Source organism: Acidovorax sp. GW821-FHT09B03, from assembly GCF_059418305.1.
In genome coordinates this window covers 117,162-131,615 of record NZ_JBWKPP010000005.1, presented here as the reverse complement: position 1 = coordinate 131,615, position 14,454 = coordinate 117,162, and the positions used below count along the sequence as shown (strand labels likewise).

15 protein-coding genes are annotated in these 14,454 nt (G+C 70.3%); 10 read left to right on the top strand and 5 right to left on the bottom strand.

Going from position 1 to position 14,454, the window contains the following annotated elements:
• Positions 1-14: 14 nt before the first annotated feature.
• From gcl to AC07PA_RS11565, 7 genes are all read left to right on the top strand, one after another.
• Entirely contained in the window at positions 15-1,811 is a 1,797-nt protein-coding gene (gene gcl, locus AC07PA_RS11595; RefSeq protein ID WP_494605489.1) for a glyoxylate carboligase, read from the top strand.
• Between the two features lie 22 nt (positions 1,812-1,833).
• A complete protein-coding gene (gene hyi / locus AC07PA_RS11590) occupies positions 1,834-2,616 on the top strand; it encodes a hydroxypyruvate isomerase (RefSeq protein ID WP_494605487.1) in 783 nt (260 codons plus the stop codon).
• 19 nt (positions 2,617-2,635) lie between these two features.
• Positions 2,636-3,544, top strand: coding sequence for a 2-hydroxy-3-oxopropionate reductase (glxR, locus tag AC07PA_RS11585; RefSeq protein ID WP_494605485.1), 909 nt, complete (start codon positions 2,636-2,638; stop codon positions 3,542-3,544).
• A complete protein-coding gene (locus tag AC07PA_RS11580) occupies positions 3,544-4,824 on the top strand; it encodes a glycerate kinase type-2 family protein (RefSeq protein ID WP_494605483.1) in 1,281 nt (426 codons plus the stop codon). Before glxR ends, AC07PA_RS11580 begins: the two co-directional genes overlap by 1 nt.
• A gap of 125 nt (positions 4,825-4,949) precedes the next feature.
• On the top strand, positions 4,950-5,858 hold the full coding sequence (locus AC07PA_RS11575) for an EamA family transporter (RefSeq protein ID WP_494605481.1): 909 nt from the start codon (positions 4,950-4,952) through the stop codon (positions 5,856-5,858).
• Between the two features lie 165 nt (positions 5,859-6,023).
• Entirely contained in the window at positions 6,024-6,707 is a 684-nt protein-coding gene (locus AC07PA_RS11570) for an alternative oxidase (protein ID WP_494605479.1), read from the top strand.
• 34 nt (positions 6,708-6,741) lie between these two features.
• Positions 6,742-7,233, top strand: a complete 492-nt coding sequence (locus AC07PA_RS11565) for an RrF2 family transcriptional regulator (protein ID WP_007855054.1) — start codon at positions 6,742-6,744, stop codon at positions 7,231-7,233.
• 9 nt (positions 7,234-7,242) lie between these two features.
• Here AC07PA_RS11565 and AC07PA_RS11560 read toward each other — a convergent pair whose 3' ends face one another.
• The gene (locus AC07PA_RS11560; protein ID WP_494605477.1) at positions 7,243-7,689 is read right to left on the bottom strand and encodes a winged helix-turn-helix transcriptional regulator; all 447 of its coding nucleotides are present in this window, start codon (positions 7,687-7,689) and stop codon (positions 7,243-7,245) included.
• A 140-nt stretch (positions 7,690-7,829) separates the two neighbouring features.
• Here AC07PA_RS11560 and AC07PA_RS11555 point away from each other — a divergent pair, with 140 nt between their 5' ends.
• Genes AC07PA_RS11555 through AC07PA_RS11545 form a run of 3 tightly spaced genes read left to right on the top strand, consistent with a single transcriptional unit; the run spans position 7,830 to position 11,700 of the window.
• Positions 7,830-8,483, top strand: coding sequence for a (2Fe-2S)-binding protein (locus AC07PA_RS11555; protein ID WP_494605475.1), 654 nt, complete (start codon positions 7,830-7,832; stop codon positions 8,481-8,483).
• Positions 8,484-8,485: 2 nt separating this feature from the next.
• Positions 8,486-9,487: an FAD binding domain-containing protein gene (locus AC07PA_RS11550; protein ID WP_494605473.1), complete on the top strand. Its 1,002-nt coding sequence runs from the start codon at positions 8,486-8,488 to the stop codon at positions 9,485-9,487.
• The gene (locus AC07PA_RS11545; protein WP_494605471.1) at positions 9,484-11,700 is read left to right on the top strand and encodes a xanthine dehydrogenase family protein molybdopterin-binding subunit; all 2,217 of its coding nucleotides are present in this window, start codon (positions 9,484-9,486) and stop codon (positions 11,698-11,700) included. The genes AC07PA_RS11550 and AC07PA_RS11545 overlap by 4 nt, the downstream gene beginning before the upstream one ends.
• 6 nt (positions 11,701-11,706) lie before the next feature.
• Here the strand turns inward: AC07PA_RS11545 and AC07PA_RS11540 are convergent, their stop codons facing one another.
• The 4 genes from AC07PA_RS11540 to AC07PA_RS11525 are packed head-to-tail and all read right to left on the bottom strand — an operon-like array spanning position 11,707 to position 14,452.
• Positions 11,707-12,696, bottom strand: a complete 990-nt coding sequence (locus AC07PA_RS11540) for a Bug family tripartite tricarboxylate transporter substrate binding protein (protein WP_494605469.1) — start codon at positions 12,694-12,696, stop codon at positions 11,707-11,709.
• Between the two features lie 27 nt (positions 12,697-12,723).
• The gene (locus AC07PA_RS11535) at positions 12,724-13,833 is read right to left on the bottom strand and encodes a maleylacetate reductase (protein WP_494605467.1); all 1,110 of its coding nucleotides are present in this window, start codon (positions 13,831-13,833) and stop codon (positions 12,724-12,726) included.
• Positions 13,830-14,156, bottom strand: coding sequence for a Dabb family protein (locus AC07PA_RS11530; protein WP_007855041.1), 327 nt, complete (start codon positions 14,154-14,156; stop codon positions 13,830-13,832). Before AC07PA_RS11530 ends, AC07PA_RS11535 begins: the two co-directional genes overlap by 4 nt.
• Entirely contained in the window at positions 14,153-14,452 is a 300-nt protein-coding gene (locus tag AC07PA_RS11525) for a YciI family protein (RefSeq protein WP_007855040.1), read from the bottom strand. Before AC07PA_RS11525 ends, AC07PA_RS11530 begins: the two co-directional genes overlap by 4 nt.
• Positions 14,453-14,454: the final 2 nt, after the last annotated feature.

Below are 14,454 nucleotides of genomic sequence, written 5' to 3'. Positions count from 1 at the left end.
CAGGAGACCCCGCAATGGCAACAATGAAGGCCGCCATGGCCGCCGTTCTGGTGATGGAAAAGGAGGGCATCACGCAGTTGTTCGGCGTGCCCGGCGCAGCGATCAACCCGCTGTATGCCGCGATGCGCGAGCGCCAGTCGCTGACCCACATCCTGGCCCGCCACGTGGAGGCCGCCTCGCACATGGCCGAGGGCTACACCCGCGCCAAAGCCGGCAACATCGGCGTGTGCGTGGGCACCAGCGGGCCGGCCGGCACCGACATGATCACCGGCCTGTACTCGGCCATCGCCGACAGCATTCCCATCCTGTGCATCACCGGCCAGGCGCCACGCGCCCGCCTCTACAAGGAAGACTTCCAGGCGGTGGACATCGAGTCCATCTCCAAGCCGGTCACCAAGTGGAGCGTGACGGTGCGCGAGCCGGCCCTGGTGCCGCGCGCCTTCCAGCAGGCCTTCCACCTGATGCGCTCGGGCCGGCCCGGTCCGGTGCTGATCGACCTGCCCTTCGACGTGCAGATGGCCGAGATCGAATTCGACATCGACACCTACGAACCGCTGCCGGTCTACAAGCCCGCCGCCACGCGCCGGCAGGTGGAAAAGGCGCTGGACATGCTGGAAGCTGCCGAGCGCCCGCTGATCGTGGCCGGCGGCGGCATCATCAACGCCGATGCCTCGGACCTGCTGGTGGAGTTTGCCGAGCTGACCGGCGTGCCCGTGATCCCCACCCTGATGGGCTGGGGCACCATCCCCGACGACCACCCGCTGATGGCCGGCATGTGCGGCCTGCAGACCAGCCACCGCTATGGCAACGCCACCTTGCTGGCCAGCGACTTCGTGATGGGCATCGGCAACCGCTGGGCCAACCGGCACACCGGCTCGCCCGAGGTGTACTGCAAGGGGCGCAAGTTCGTGCACATCGACATCGAGCCCACGCAGATCGGCCGCGTGTTCAACCCCGACTTCGGCATCGTCAGCGATGCGCGCGCTGCGCTGCAGCTCCTGGTGCAGGTGGCACGCGAGCGCCGGGATGCCCGCGGCCTGCCCGAGCGCAGCGACTGGGCTGGCCGCTGCGCCGAGCGCAAGGCGCTGATGCACCGCAAGTCGCACTTCACCGAGACGCCCATCAAGCCCATGCGCGTGTACGAGGAGATGAATGCCGTGCTGCCGCGCGACACCATCTACGTGAGCACCATCGGCCTGAGCCAGATCGCGGGCGCGCAGTTCCTGCACGTCTACGGCCCGCGCCAGTGGATCAACTGCGGCCAGGCCGGCCCGCTGGGCTGGACCATTCCGGCCGCACTGGGCGTGGTGGCGGCCGACCCCACGCGCACGGTGGTGGGGCTGTCGGGGGACTACGACTTCCAGTTTTTGATGGAAGAGCTGGCCGTGGGCGCGCAGTTCAACCTGCCCTATGTGCAGGTGCTGGTGAACAACAGCTACCTGGGCCTGATCCGCCAGGCGCAGCGCGGCTTCGACATGGACTACTGCGTGCAGCTGGCCTTCGAGAACCAGAACGTGGCGCCGGGCGAGGGCGACCTGCGCAGCTATGGCGTGGACCACCAGGCCGTGGTGCAGGGCCTGGGCTGCCGCTCGCTGCGCGTGACCGACCCCGAGAAGATCGCCAGCGCCCTCACCGAAGCCCTGGCCCTGGCGCGTGAGCACCGGGTGCCGGTGGTCGTGGAGGTGATCCTGGAGAAGGTCACCAACATCGCCATGGGCACCGAGATCGACAAGGTCAACGAGTTCGAGGACATCGATTGCCGCCACCCCGGTGGCCGCGCGGGCCTGGAACTCGCCGGATTGCTTGACTGAACAATATTCAAGGAGACACCGCATGCCCCGCTTTGCCGCCAACCTGACCATGCTCTTCACCGAGCTGCCCTTCATCGACCGCTTCGGCGCCGCCGCACGTGCGGGCTTCACCGCCGTCGAGTTCCTGTTCCCCTACGCCTGGCCGGCCGAGGAGATCCGTGCCCAGCTCGACGCCCATGGCCTGCAGCTGGTGCTGCACAACCTGCCCGCAGGCGACTGGGGTGCGGGCGAGCGCGGCATCGCCTGCCTGCCGGGGCGCGAGGCCGAGTTCCGCGACGGCGTGGCGCAGGCCATCGCCTATGCCCAGGCCCTGGGTGTGCAGCAGCTCAACTGCCTGGCCGGCAAGGCGCCCGAAGGTGCGGACCCGGCGCTGCTGCACCGCACGCTGGTGGAGAACCTGCGCTTTGCCGCGCAGGCGCTGCGCCAGGCCGGGCTGCGCCTGCTGGTCGAGCCCATCAACACCTACGACATCCCGGGCTTTTTCGTGAGCACCACGGCCCAGGCGCTGAGCCTGCTGGACGAGGTGGATGCGGGCAACGCCTTCGTGCAGTACGACATCTACCACGCCCAGCGCATGGAGGGCGAGCTGGCCGCCACGCTGCGCAAGCACCTGGCGCGCATAGGCCACATCCAGCTGGCCGACAACCCGGGCCGCAACGAGCCGGGCACCGGCGAGATCAATTACCCCTGGCTCTTCAAACACATCGACGCCATCGGCTACACGGGCTGGATCGGCTGCGAATACAAACCCGCCACCACCACCGAGGCCGGCCTGGGCTGGCGCACGGCCCTGACCCACGCATGATTTTCAAGGACACCTTCCAATGACCACCAGCTCCCTCAAGATCGGTTTCATCGGCCTGGGCACCATGGGCGCGCCCATGGCGCAGCACTTGATCCAGGCCGGCCACCAGCTCTTCGTGCACACCCGCGGCCGCGTGCCGCCCGCCATCGCCGAGAGCCGGGCCACCCAGTGCGTGACCGCGCGCGGCGTGGCCGAGCGTGCCGACATCATTTTCACCATGGTGCCCGACACCCCGCATGTCGAAGACGTGCTGTTCAGCGAGAGCGGCGTGGCTGCCGGCCTGACCAAGGGCAAGACCGTGGTGGACATGAGCTCCATCTCGCCCATCGCCACCAAGAACTTCGCGCAACGCATCAACGCCCTGGGCTGCGACTACCTCGATGCCCCCGTTTCGGGCGGCGAGGTCGGCGCGAAGAACGCCACGCTGTCCATCATGGTGGGCGGGCCGGACGCTGCTTTCGCGCGCATCAAGCCCCTGTTCGAGCTGATGGGCAAGAACATCACCCTGGTGGGCGGCAATGGCGACGGGCAGACCGCCAAGGTGGCCAACCAGATCATCGTGGCGCTGAACATCGAGGCGGTGGCCGAGGCCCTGGTGTTCGCCGCCAAGGCCGGTGCCGACCCGGCGCGCGTGCGCCAGGCGCTGATGGGCGGGTTTGCGTCCTCCAAGATCCTCGAAGTGCATGGCGAGCGCATGCTGCGCCGCACCTTCGACCCCGGCTTTCGCATCGAGCTGCACCAGAAGGACCTGAACCTGGCCCTGGCCAGCGCGCGCGCCTTGGGCGTGGCCCTGCCCAACACCGCCACGGCGCAGGAGCTGTTCAACAGCTGCGTGGCGCAGGGCGGCGCGGCCTGGGACCACTCGGCCCTGGTGCGCGCGCTGGAGACCCTGGCGCATTTCGAGATCGGCCAGGCGCCGGCCCGCTGATGGCGGCCACGCCCCAGCAGCAGTTGCTGCGCCGCATGTTCGACGCAGCCGTTGCCAGCGCGCAGCCCGCGCTGTGCGTGCCACCGCAGCTGCCGTCCTGGCAGGACCTGGGCACGGGCCGCCTGGTGGTGATCGGCGCGGGCAAGGCCTCGGCCGCGATGGCACGCGCGGTGGAAGACCACTGGGACGGACCGCTCTCGGGCCTGGTGGTCACGCGCTATGGCTACGCCGTGCCCTGCCGGCGCATCGAGATCGTGGAGGCCGCCCACCCCGTGCCCGATGCCGCCGGCATGGCGGCGGCACAGCGCATGCTCGGCACCGTGGCCGGGCTGCGCGAGGACGACCTGGTGCTGTGCCTCATCTCTGGCGGCGGCTCGGCGCTGCTGCCCCTGCCGCTGCCCGGCATCACCCTGGCCATGAAGCAGGAGGTGAACCGTGCGCTGCTGCAGTCGGGCGCCACCATCGCCGAGATGAACTGCCTGCGGCGCCACCTCTCGGCCATCAAGGGCGGGCGGCTCGCGCTGGCCTGCCACCCGGCGCGCGTGCTCACGCTGCTGCTGTCGGACGTGCCGGGCGATGCGCCCATGGACATCGCCTCGGGCCCCACGGTGGGCGACCCCACGACCTGCGCCGACGCGCTCGGCATCGTGCGCCGCTACGGCATTGCGCTGCCACCCGCCGTGCGCGAGGTGCTGGAGTCGGGCCAGGGCGAATCGCCCCCACCCGACCATCCGCATCTGGCCCGCAGCGTGGTGCACATGGTGGCCACGCCCCAGATGGCCCTGGAGGCCGCTGCCGAAGTGGCACGCCAGGCCGGCTACACACCGTACATCCTGGGCGATGCGCTGGAGGGCGAGGCACGCGACGTGGGCCGGGTGCTGGCCGGCATTGCGCTGCAGGTGGCCCAGCGCCAGCAGCCGTTTGCCGCGCCCTGCGTGCTGCTCTCGGGCGGCGAGACCACGGTCACGGTGCGCGGCGACGGGCGCGGCGGGCGCAATGTGGAATGCCTGCTGTCCATGGCGCTGGCGCTGCAGGGCCACCCGCGCATCCATGCGCTGGCGGGCGACACCGATGGCGTGGACGGGCAGGAGGAGATCGCTGGCGCCCAGCTCACCCCCACCACGCTGCAGCGCGCACAGGCCCTGGGCATCCGGCCCGCCGATGCACTGGCACGCAACGATGGCCACGGCTTCTTCGGCGCGCTCGGCGACGCGGTGGTGACCGGACCCACGCTGACCAATGTGAACGACTTCCGGGCCATCGTGATCGACGGGCCGTGAATGTCCGATTCTGACCGCCGGTGGTCTGGCGCCTGCATGGCAGGGGCGCGCAAGGGCATCTAAGATTCCGGCATGCCTTGCCCGACCCGCTCCACCGCCCGCCCCGCCACTCCAGGGGTGGCGCCATGACCCCAGCCTCCTCCCTGCGCCCCCGCGACCTGGTGCTCGCGCTGCTCGTCATTCTGGTCTGGGGCGTCAACTTCGCCGTCATCAAGGTCGGCTTGGCCGGCGTGCCGCCACTGCTGCTGGTGGCGTTGCGCTTCCTGCTCGCCGCATTCCCGGCGCTGCTGTTCTTCAAGGCGCCCAAGGTGCCGCTGCGGCTGTACCTGGCGTTTGGCCTGACCATGTCGGTGGGGCAGTTCGCCTTTCTGTTCACGGCCATCCACGTGGGCATGCCCTCGGGCCTGGCCTCGCTGGTGCTGCAGTCGCAGTCGTTCTTCACGCTGGTGCTCACGGCCCTGTGGCTGCGCGAGCGCTGGCAGGGCAACCAGCTCGCGGGCCTGCTGCTGGCCGCCGGGGGCCTGGTGCTGATCGGCAGCGCACACGGTGCTTCCATGCCGCTGCTGGGCTTTCTGCTCACCGTGGCCGCAGCCACTATGTGGGCCTGCGGCAACCTCGTGAGCCGGGCCGTGGGCCGCTACGGGCCCATGAACCAGCTGGCCTTCGTGGTCTGGGCCAGCCTGGTGCCACCGCTGCCGCTGCTGGCGCTGTCGCTGCTGATCGAGGGGCCTGCCGCCATCTCCGCCGCGCTGCAGGGCTTCAGCCTGGCGTCCTTCGCCTCGGTGGCCTACATCGCCTGGGGAGCCACGCTGTTCGGCTTTGCGGTATGGAATTTCCTGCTCTCGCGCTACCCCGTCAACCGCATCGCGCCCTTCACGCTGCTGGTGCCCCTGGTGGGCCTGACCACGGGCTGGCTGGCTTTTGGCGAGACGCTGCAGCCGGTGCACTTCGCGGGTGGCGCCTTGCTGATGCTGGGGCTGCTCGTCAACCTCTTCGGCGCGCCGCTGCTCGCACGGCTGCAATGGAAGTCCTGATCCCCCTGCCGCGGTAGGCGGCGCCGGCCGGTCCACCGGCAGCCGCCCAATTGACAGCGCCCGATAAAAGATATACATTGAATACATGTTTACGCGGCGCGGTAGACAGCCAGCCACCCAGGTACCTGGCAATTCGATCCCAGCGCCCTTGACTGGAATGCAACCATGACCACCGATACCCACAGCCTCCACGGCAACCACGCCCCCCACTGTGCTCGCAGCCTCGATGCGCACCACGCCGCCAGCGGCTTCTCGGACCGCCTGGCCCTGTTCATCACCCTCGCACTGCGCTTTTTCGCCGACACCTTCTTCGCCAAGCGCTATGGCAACCGTGCCATCGTGCTCGAGACCGTGGCCGCCGTGCCCGGCATGGTGGGCGGCATGCTCGTGCACCTGCGCTGCCTGCGCTGGATGGTGGACGACGAGGGCTGGATCCGCACCCTCCTCGACGAGGCCGAGAACGAGCGCATGCACCTCATGACCTTCATCGAGATCGCCCGGCCCAACTGGTTCGAGCGCGCGGTGATTTTGCTCACGCAGGCCGTGTTTTTCGTCTGCTTCTTCGCGCTGTACCTGGTCTCGTCGCGCACGGCACACCGCCTGGTGGGCTACTTCGAGGAGCAGGCCGTGGTCAGCTACACGCTGTACCTTGCGGAAATCGATGAAGGCCGGGTCGAGAACGTGCCCGCCCCCGACATCGCCATCGCCTACTGGAAGCTGCCCGCCGACGCCCGCCTGCGCGACGTGGTGCTGGCCGTGCGCGCCGACGAAGCCGGCCACCGCGACGTGAACCACGGCTTTGCCGATGTGCTGGGCCGCACTGCAGCAGTCCAGCCACACGCCAACTGAGACAATCGGGCGCAATGCTTCCACGCCCTGTCCCATGCGCCTGACCGTTTTCACCGACTACTCCCTGCGCGTGCTGCTGGTGCTGGCCTCCCGCACCGATGCGCTGGTGACCATCGCCGACATCACCGAGGCCTTCGGCATCTCGCAGGCCCACCTGATGAAGGTGACCCAGGCGCTGGGCAAGACCGGCTGGGTGGACACGGTGCGCGGGCGCAATGGCGGCATGCGCCTGGCGGCCGACCCGCGCCGGCTCTCGCTCGGCGAGGTGGTGCGCCGGCTGGAGGCAGACTTCGCGCTGGTCGAGTGCCTGGGTGAGGACAACCACTGCGTGCTGACCGGCGGCTGCGGCCTGGAGGTGGCCCTGCGGCAGGCCACCGAGGTCTTCCTGCGCGAGCTCGACCGCTACTCGATCGCCGACCTGGTCAACACCAGCCCCGCGCTGGCGCAGCTGGCACTGTGGCAACCCATCACCTGGAACACGCTGCCCGGCAGCGACAATAGCCGCACGGGCCAACGGCCGAACTGAGCCCAGCCGTCAGGAAGCAGGCTCGCTCCCGCCCGCGGCAGCGCTACTGCCGTCCTCGAAGGCCTGGCGCGATTCGAGGATGCCCTGGCGGTGCTCCTCGGCCCACAGCCACACGCCGCAGAAGGCCGCGCCCAGGCTCTGGCCGCGCTCGGTCAGTTCGTACTCCACGCGCGGCGGCACCACGGCGAACACGGTGCGCACCACCAGGCCATCGGCCTCCATCTGGCGCAGGGTCTTGGTCAGCATCTTCTGGCTGATGTCGCCCACCAGTTCGCCCACGCGGGTGAAGCGCAGGCGCCCGTGCTCGGCCAGCACCTCCAGCGCCAGCATGGTCCATTTGTCGGCCACGCGGCCGATGATCTCGCGCACCAGCCGGTCGAGCTCCGGGTCGGTGGGGCCCGGCGGGTGCTTGTGCAGTGGATGGCGGTGGGCGTAGTTGGTGTCAGGCAGGGTCATGGCGGTTTCCGCGCGGTAAGTGAGGCACTTTCAAGTGCCTACTTCCCATGGGCTCGGGCCGATCATACGATCCGCCCCACCACGACCTGCCAATCGCCACACGTGCTGTTGGGCTGGTTTCCCCCTAGCAGGAAACACCGATGAAGCCCCCCTCTTCCGACACGCCCCTCCACGCCGATACCCCGGCGCCTGCCGCCCTGGCCGGCCCCGAACTCAACCGCCGCGAGGTGGTCGTCGGCAGCGCTGCCGCCGTGCTGGTGGGCGGCACCGCCATGGACGCCGATGCCGCCCCGGCAACGCCGTCCTCTGCGCCGGCCTATGAACTGCCCATCCGCCTGCAGGTCAATGGCCAAACGGTCCACCTGGTGGTCGATGCGCGCACCTCGCTGCTCGACACGCTGCGCGAGCACCTGGCCCTCACGGGCGCCAAGAAGGGCTGCGACCACGGCCAGTGCGGCGCCTGCACGGTGCACCTCGATGGCCAGCGTGTGGCCTCGTGCCTCACCCTGGCGGCGCAGGCCGACCGGCGCGCGGTGACCACCATCGAGGGCATCGAGGGCCCCGGCGGCGCACTGCACCCCATGCAGCAGGCCTTCATCGACCACGATGCGCTGCAGTGCGGCTACTGCACGCCGGGCCAGATCATGGCGGCCATCGCCTGCGTGCGCGAAGGGCACGCCAAGACGCCCGAGCAGATCCGCGAGTACATGAGCGGCAACCTGTGCCGCTGCGGCGCCTATGTGGGCATCGTGGGCGCCATCCAGCAGGCGGCCCCCCTGGTGCGGAGGTTCTGAGCATGCGCCCCTTCGCCTACTCCCGCGCCGCCACGGCGGCCGATGCCGTGCGCGCCATGGCCGCAGCCCCCGAGGGCACGCGCTTCCTGGCCGGCGGCACCACGCTGTACGACCTGATGAAGCTGGACGTGATGGCGCCGCCCGCCGTGATCGACATCACCGGTGTGCGCGAGCTCTCGGCCATCCACACCACGGGCGCCGAGCTGCGCTTCGGCGCGCTCGCGCCCATGGCCCGGGTGGCCGCCGATCCGCGCGTCATGGTGCTCTACCCGGCGCTGGCCGAATCGCTGTGGAAGGCCGCCTCGCAGCAGCTGCGCAACATGGCCAGCGTGGGCGGCAACCTGCTGCAGCGCACGCGCTGCGCGTACTTTCGCGGCGGCGAGGCCTACCCCTGCAACAAGCGCCAGCCCGGCAGCGGCTGCGCCGCCATCGACGGCGCCGACCGCGGCCAGGCCCTGCTGGGCGCCAGCGACGCCTGCAATGCCGTCTACCCCGGCGACTGGGCGATTGCGCTCACGGCCTTCGACGCCGTGGTGGACACCATCAGCCCGCGCGGCATGCGCAGCATTCCCATCGAGGCGCTGCACCGCGAGCCGGGCAGCACGCCGCACATCGAGACCACGCTGGCCCCCGACGAGCTGGTCACGCGCATCCGCGTGCCGGCCTCGCCACTGGGTCGCGCCTCCACGTACCACAAGCTGCGCGACCGCGAGTCCTATGCCTTCGCACTGGCATCGGCCGCCGTGGCGCTGCAGATCGAGGGCGGCGTCGTGCGCGCCGCACGCATTGCGCTGGGCGGCGTGGCCACCCGGCCCTGGCGCGCGCGCCAGGCCGAAGATTCGCTGCTCGGCCAGCCGCTCACGCGCGAAAGCGCGCTGCGCGCCGGCTCCATCGCCTTCGCGGATGCGCGGGCCGGGCAGCACAGCGGCTTTCGCATCGAGCTCGGCCGCCAGACGGTGGCCGACGCACTCTTCATCGCCAGGGAACGGGCAGGCACGGCATGACCACGACGACAACACAGACCCCCAGGGAATTCCCCGACACCGCGCGCGTGGATGCCTATGACAAGGTGCGCGGCGCCACGCGCTACGGCACGGACCAGAACCTGCCCGGCATGGCCTACGCCATGCTCGCGGTGGCGCGCATCGGCCGCGGCACCGTGCGCTCCATCGACCGCAGCGCGGCCCAGGCCGTGCCCGGCGTGCGCCTCATCCTCACGCACGAGGACGTGCAGGGCCTGGCCTCGGCCGGCTTCCTCCTGGGCGGGGGCTATGGCGTGCAGAGCCTGCAGCCGCTGGCCGGCACGGCCATAGCCTACAGCGGCCAGCCCATCGCCATCGTGGTGGCCGATACGCTGGAGGCGGCCACCGAGGCCGCCGCGCAGGTGCGCGCCACGTACGACGAAGCGCCGTTCACCGTGGATTTCGCCGCACCCGGCAACCGAGCCCTCCCACAGGCCGACCTGCCGCTGCCCAAGCCGGCCTTTGCCGACAAGCTGCGCGGCGATGCCGATGCGGCCTATGCCGCAGCCCCCGTGCGCATCGAGGCGCAGTACCGCGGCCCCGCCCAGCATGCCAACCCCATCGAGCTGCTGGGCACGGTGGCGCACTGGCAGGGCGATGCGCTCACGGTCTACGAATCCACGCAGAACAGCGGCGCACTGCGCCACGGCCTGGCGCGGCAGCTGGCCGTGCCGCCCGATCAGGTACGCGTGGTCTCACCTTCGGTCGGCGGGGGCTTCGGCCAGAAGAATTCGCTGCAGGGCCACACGGTGCTGGTGGCGCTGGCAGCACGCCGGCTGGGCCGCCCGGTCAAGCTGGTGGTGACGCGCGAGCAGGTGTTCCACGCCTCGGGCTTTCGGCCCGCCAGCACGCACCGGCTGCAGCTGGGGGCCGATGCCACGGGCCGGCTGCAGGCCGTCACGCACGAGGTGCAGCAGCAGACCTCGCAGCACGATTTGTTCCCTTCATCGTGCACCGAGATCTCGGCCAGCATGTATGCCTGTGCAAATTTTCGCGGGCGCGAGAGCCTGGTGCGCACCGACACCCACACGCCGGGCTTCATGCGCGGGCCGTGGGAGCACTTCACCTGCTTCGCGCTCGAAAGCGCCATGGACGAACTGGCCCATGCGCTGGGCCAGGACCCCGTGGCGCTGCGCCTGGCCAACGACACGCAGGTCGACCCGCAGTCGGGCAAACCCTTCTCCTCGCGCCACCTAGCGCAGTGCCTCACGCGCGGCGCCGATCGCTTTGGCTGGGCACGCCGCAGCCCGGCACCCGGCTCCATGCAGGCGGCCGATGGCACACTGATCGGCTGGGGCGTGGCCGCCGGGGCCTACAAGGCGGCCACGGCGCCAGCTATCGCGCGGCTGCGCGTGTCGGACGACGGCCGGGTGCGCATCGACATCGGCGGGCACGAGATGGGCCAGGGCATCCGCACGGCCGTGGCCAACACGGTGGCCGGGGTGATGCAGGTACCGGTGCGCCAGGTCAGCGTGGTGCTGGGCGATACGCGCGGCGTGCCCCAGCACCTGACCGCCGGCTCCTGGGGTACGGCCACGGCCCTGCCGGCAGCGCTCCAGGCGGCCGAGCAGGCCATGGCAGAGCTGGCGGCGCTCAACCCCTCGCGGCGCGCCCGCACGCCGGCGCAGATCCTGAAGGCCGCGCGCACACCCTTCATCGAGGTGGAAAGCCGCCACCGCGCGCCGGGCCAGCCCGAGCAGATCTATGCGCGCCTGGCCCAGGGCCTGCCCTCGGCAGCCGGACCGCACTACCCGGAGTTCGCGGCCTTCAGCTACATCGCGCATTTCGTGGAGGTGCGCATCGAGCCCCACACGCGCCGGGTGCGCGTGCCGCGCGTGGTGAGCGTGGCCGACTGCGGCCGCGTGGCCAGCCCGCGCACTGCGCGCAGCCAGGTGCAGGGTGGCGTGGTCTGGGGCATCGGCGCCGCGCTGCGCGAGGTCAGCGAGGTGGACCCGCGCTACGGCGGCTTTCTCAACGCCAACCTGGCCGAGTACGTGCTGCCGGTGAACCTCGATATCGGCAGCATCGAAGCCGACTTCATCGACGAGCCCGACCCGCGCATCAACCACCTGGGCGTGAAGGGCCTGGGCGAGGTGGTCATGACGGGCGTGGCACCGGCGATCGCCAACGCCATCTTCCATGCCACGGGCAAGCGCCTGCGCGACCTGCCGATCCGGCTGGAGCACCTACTCTGACCGGTCTCAGTCCAGGGTGATGTTGTTGCCCTTGATGACGTTGACCCAGCGCTTGCCGTCCACCTGCAGCACGCTGGCAAAGGCCTCGGGCGTGCCGCCGATGGGCACCAGGCCCATGCTGCCCAGGTACTTCCTGTACTCGTCCGACGCCACGATCTTCTGCGACGCGGCCGCCACCAGGTCGATGGCGGCCTGCGGCGTGCCCTTCAGGGCGAAGATGCCGTGCCAGGAATCGCCCTCGAAGCCCGGAAAGGTCTCCGCCACAGTGGGCACCTGGGGCAGCGATTCGAGGCGCTGGCGGCTCGACACGGCCAGCGCCCGCACCCGGCCCGTGCGGATGAACTGCAGCACGTCGGCAATCGGGCTGAAGGCCGTGTCCACCGTGCCGCCCACGATGTCGTTGAGCCCGCCGTCCTTGTAGGGCACATGGTTCATCGAGACGTTGGCGCTGTTGGCGAAATGCGCCATGGACACGTGCGGCGCGGTCGCCACGCCGTAGGAGGCATAGCTCACCTTGCCCGGCTTGTCCTTCGCCTCCTTGATCAGGTCCGGCAGGGTCTTGAACGGCGAGCTGTTGGCCACCGTGATCACCAGCGGGATCGACAGGGTCTGGATCACCGGCACCAGGTCGCCCACCTGGTAGGGCAGCTTCTTGTAGACGTAGGGGTTGATCGAGATCGTGCCGCTGGCGGTATAGAGGAAGGTGTAGCCGTCGGCCGGCGCTGCGGCGAACTGCTGCGTGCCCACGATGGTGCTGGCGCCCGGCCTGTTGTCGACGATGACGCCCTGGCCCACGGCCTTGGCCAGCCGCTCGGCCCAGAAGCGGGCCATCACGTCGGGCGCCGTGCCGGCCGGGAAGGGCACGATCACCTTGATGGTGCGGCTCGGGTACTTGTCTTGCGCCAGGGCCGGTGCGGCCAGGCAGGGCGCCAGCGCGAGCAGCGCCAGGCCCATGAGGCGGCGGCGGGGGGATGGCTGGGTGGTTCTCGTTGTCATGCTTGTCTCCTGTGGAATGGTGGTTCGTTACGGCAATGGCATGGGTTCGGGCCGCCGCCCCTCGTATGCCATCTGCAGCAGGTGGCGCACGGCCCCCTCCTCCAGCGGGCGGGGGTTGGGGTACTGCTGGGTCAGGGCCAGGTCGCAGACGGTGTCCAGGTCGGCCTCGCGCAGGCCCAGGTCGCGCAGGGTCACGGGCGCGCCCGCGGCATGCGCCAGGTCGAACAGCGCACCGGCCACATCGCCCGGTTCCACGCCGCCCAGGGCGCGGGCGATGCGCCTGGCGGCAGCCGGCACATGGCGGAGGTTGAAGGCCAGTGCATGGGGCAGCACCACGGTGTGGGTCTCGGCATGCGGCAGGTTGAAGCTGCCGCCCAGCGTGTGGCACAGCTTGTGGTGCAGGGCCACACTGACGTTGCCCAGCACGCTGCCGCAGAGCCAGGCGCCGTACAGGGCATCGCCGCGTGCCTGCACGTCGCCGCCGTCCCGGTGCAGGGCCGGCAGTGCCTGGGCCAGGGCGCGGATGCCCTCCTCGGCCATCAGGTCCATGACGGGGTTGCCGTCCTGTGCATACAGCCCCTCCACCGCATGCGCGATGGCATTGATGCCGCTGGTGATGCTCAGCGGCACGGGCAGCGACAGCGTGAGCTCGGGGTCGTAGATCACCGTGCGCGGCATCACGCGGGCGTCGCGGCCCGTGGTCTTGAGGCCGGCCTCGGTGATGCCGTAGATCGGCGTCATCTCGCTGCCCGCATAGGTCGTCGGTATGGCCAGGATGGGCAGGTCCGCGTCGAGCGCGATGGCCTTGCCCAGGCCGATGGTGGAGCCGCCGCCGATGGCGACCGCGCAGTCCGCCCCCAGCCGGCGTGCCTCGTCGCGTGCGGCACGCGCAGCCTCGATGGGCACGTGCATCTCGGCCCGGGCGAAGACGCCGGCCGCGCGCGCACCCAGGCGGTCGGCCACCCGCTGCGCCTGGCCCACCTGGCCGGGCGTGCACAGCACGAGGGCGCGCCGCGCGCCCAGCAGGTCGATCTCGCGTTCGAGGTGGGCCAGCGACCCGGCGCCGAACACGGTGCGCGGGGACTGGTGGCGGTGGATGAAGTCGTGCACGGGGTGCTTCTCCAGCGGCGGATTCATGCCGGGGTGACCGGGTAGTCCACCTGGTAGCGCGCGGTGCGCATCGCGCCCAGCTCCGCCCGCACGCGCAGGTGCTCGGGGTGCTCGGCATAGGCGGCCAGGGCCTCGGGCGAATCGAACTCGCTGTAGAGCACCACGTCGCAGGCGTACGAGGTACGGCTCACGTCCACGCCGATCTCCAGGTGCCGCATCCCGGGGATGCGGCCCTTGAGGCTGTCGAAGCTGGTGCACAGGCGCTCGATGTTGCGTTGCCGCTCGGCAGGGGTGTCGCCCTGCACGTTCCACATCACGATGTGGCGGATGGTTTGCGGGTAGGTGCTCATGCAGGGAACCCCGTCTTCTGGGGCCAGAGGTTGATGAAGGCGTGGACGGTGGTGCCGGCGTACAGGCCCGCCTGGGTGAATGGCTCGTTCGCCAGCCAGGCGAGCGCCGCTTCACGGGATTCGAAGTCGATGACCAGCAGGCTGCCGAGCATGGTGCTGCCGTCGTCGTGCACCAGGGGCCCGGCGAACGCGATGCGCTGCTGCACCAAACCCAGGTAGGCCTTGTGCTGCGGGCGCACAGCCTGGCGCAGGTCGCCGGCATCCGGCCGGTCGAGCAGGAGAAAGCTGAACAGCATTG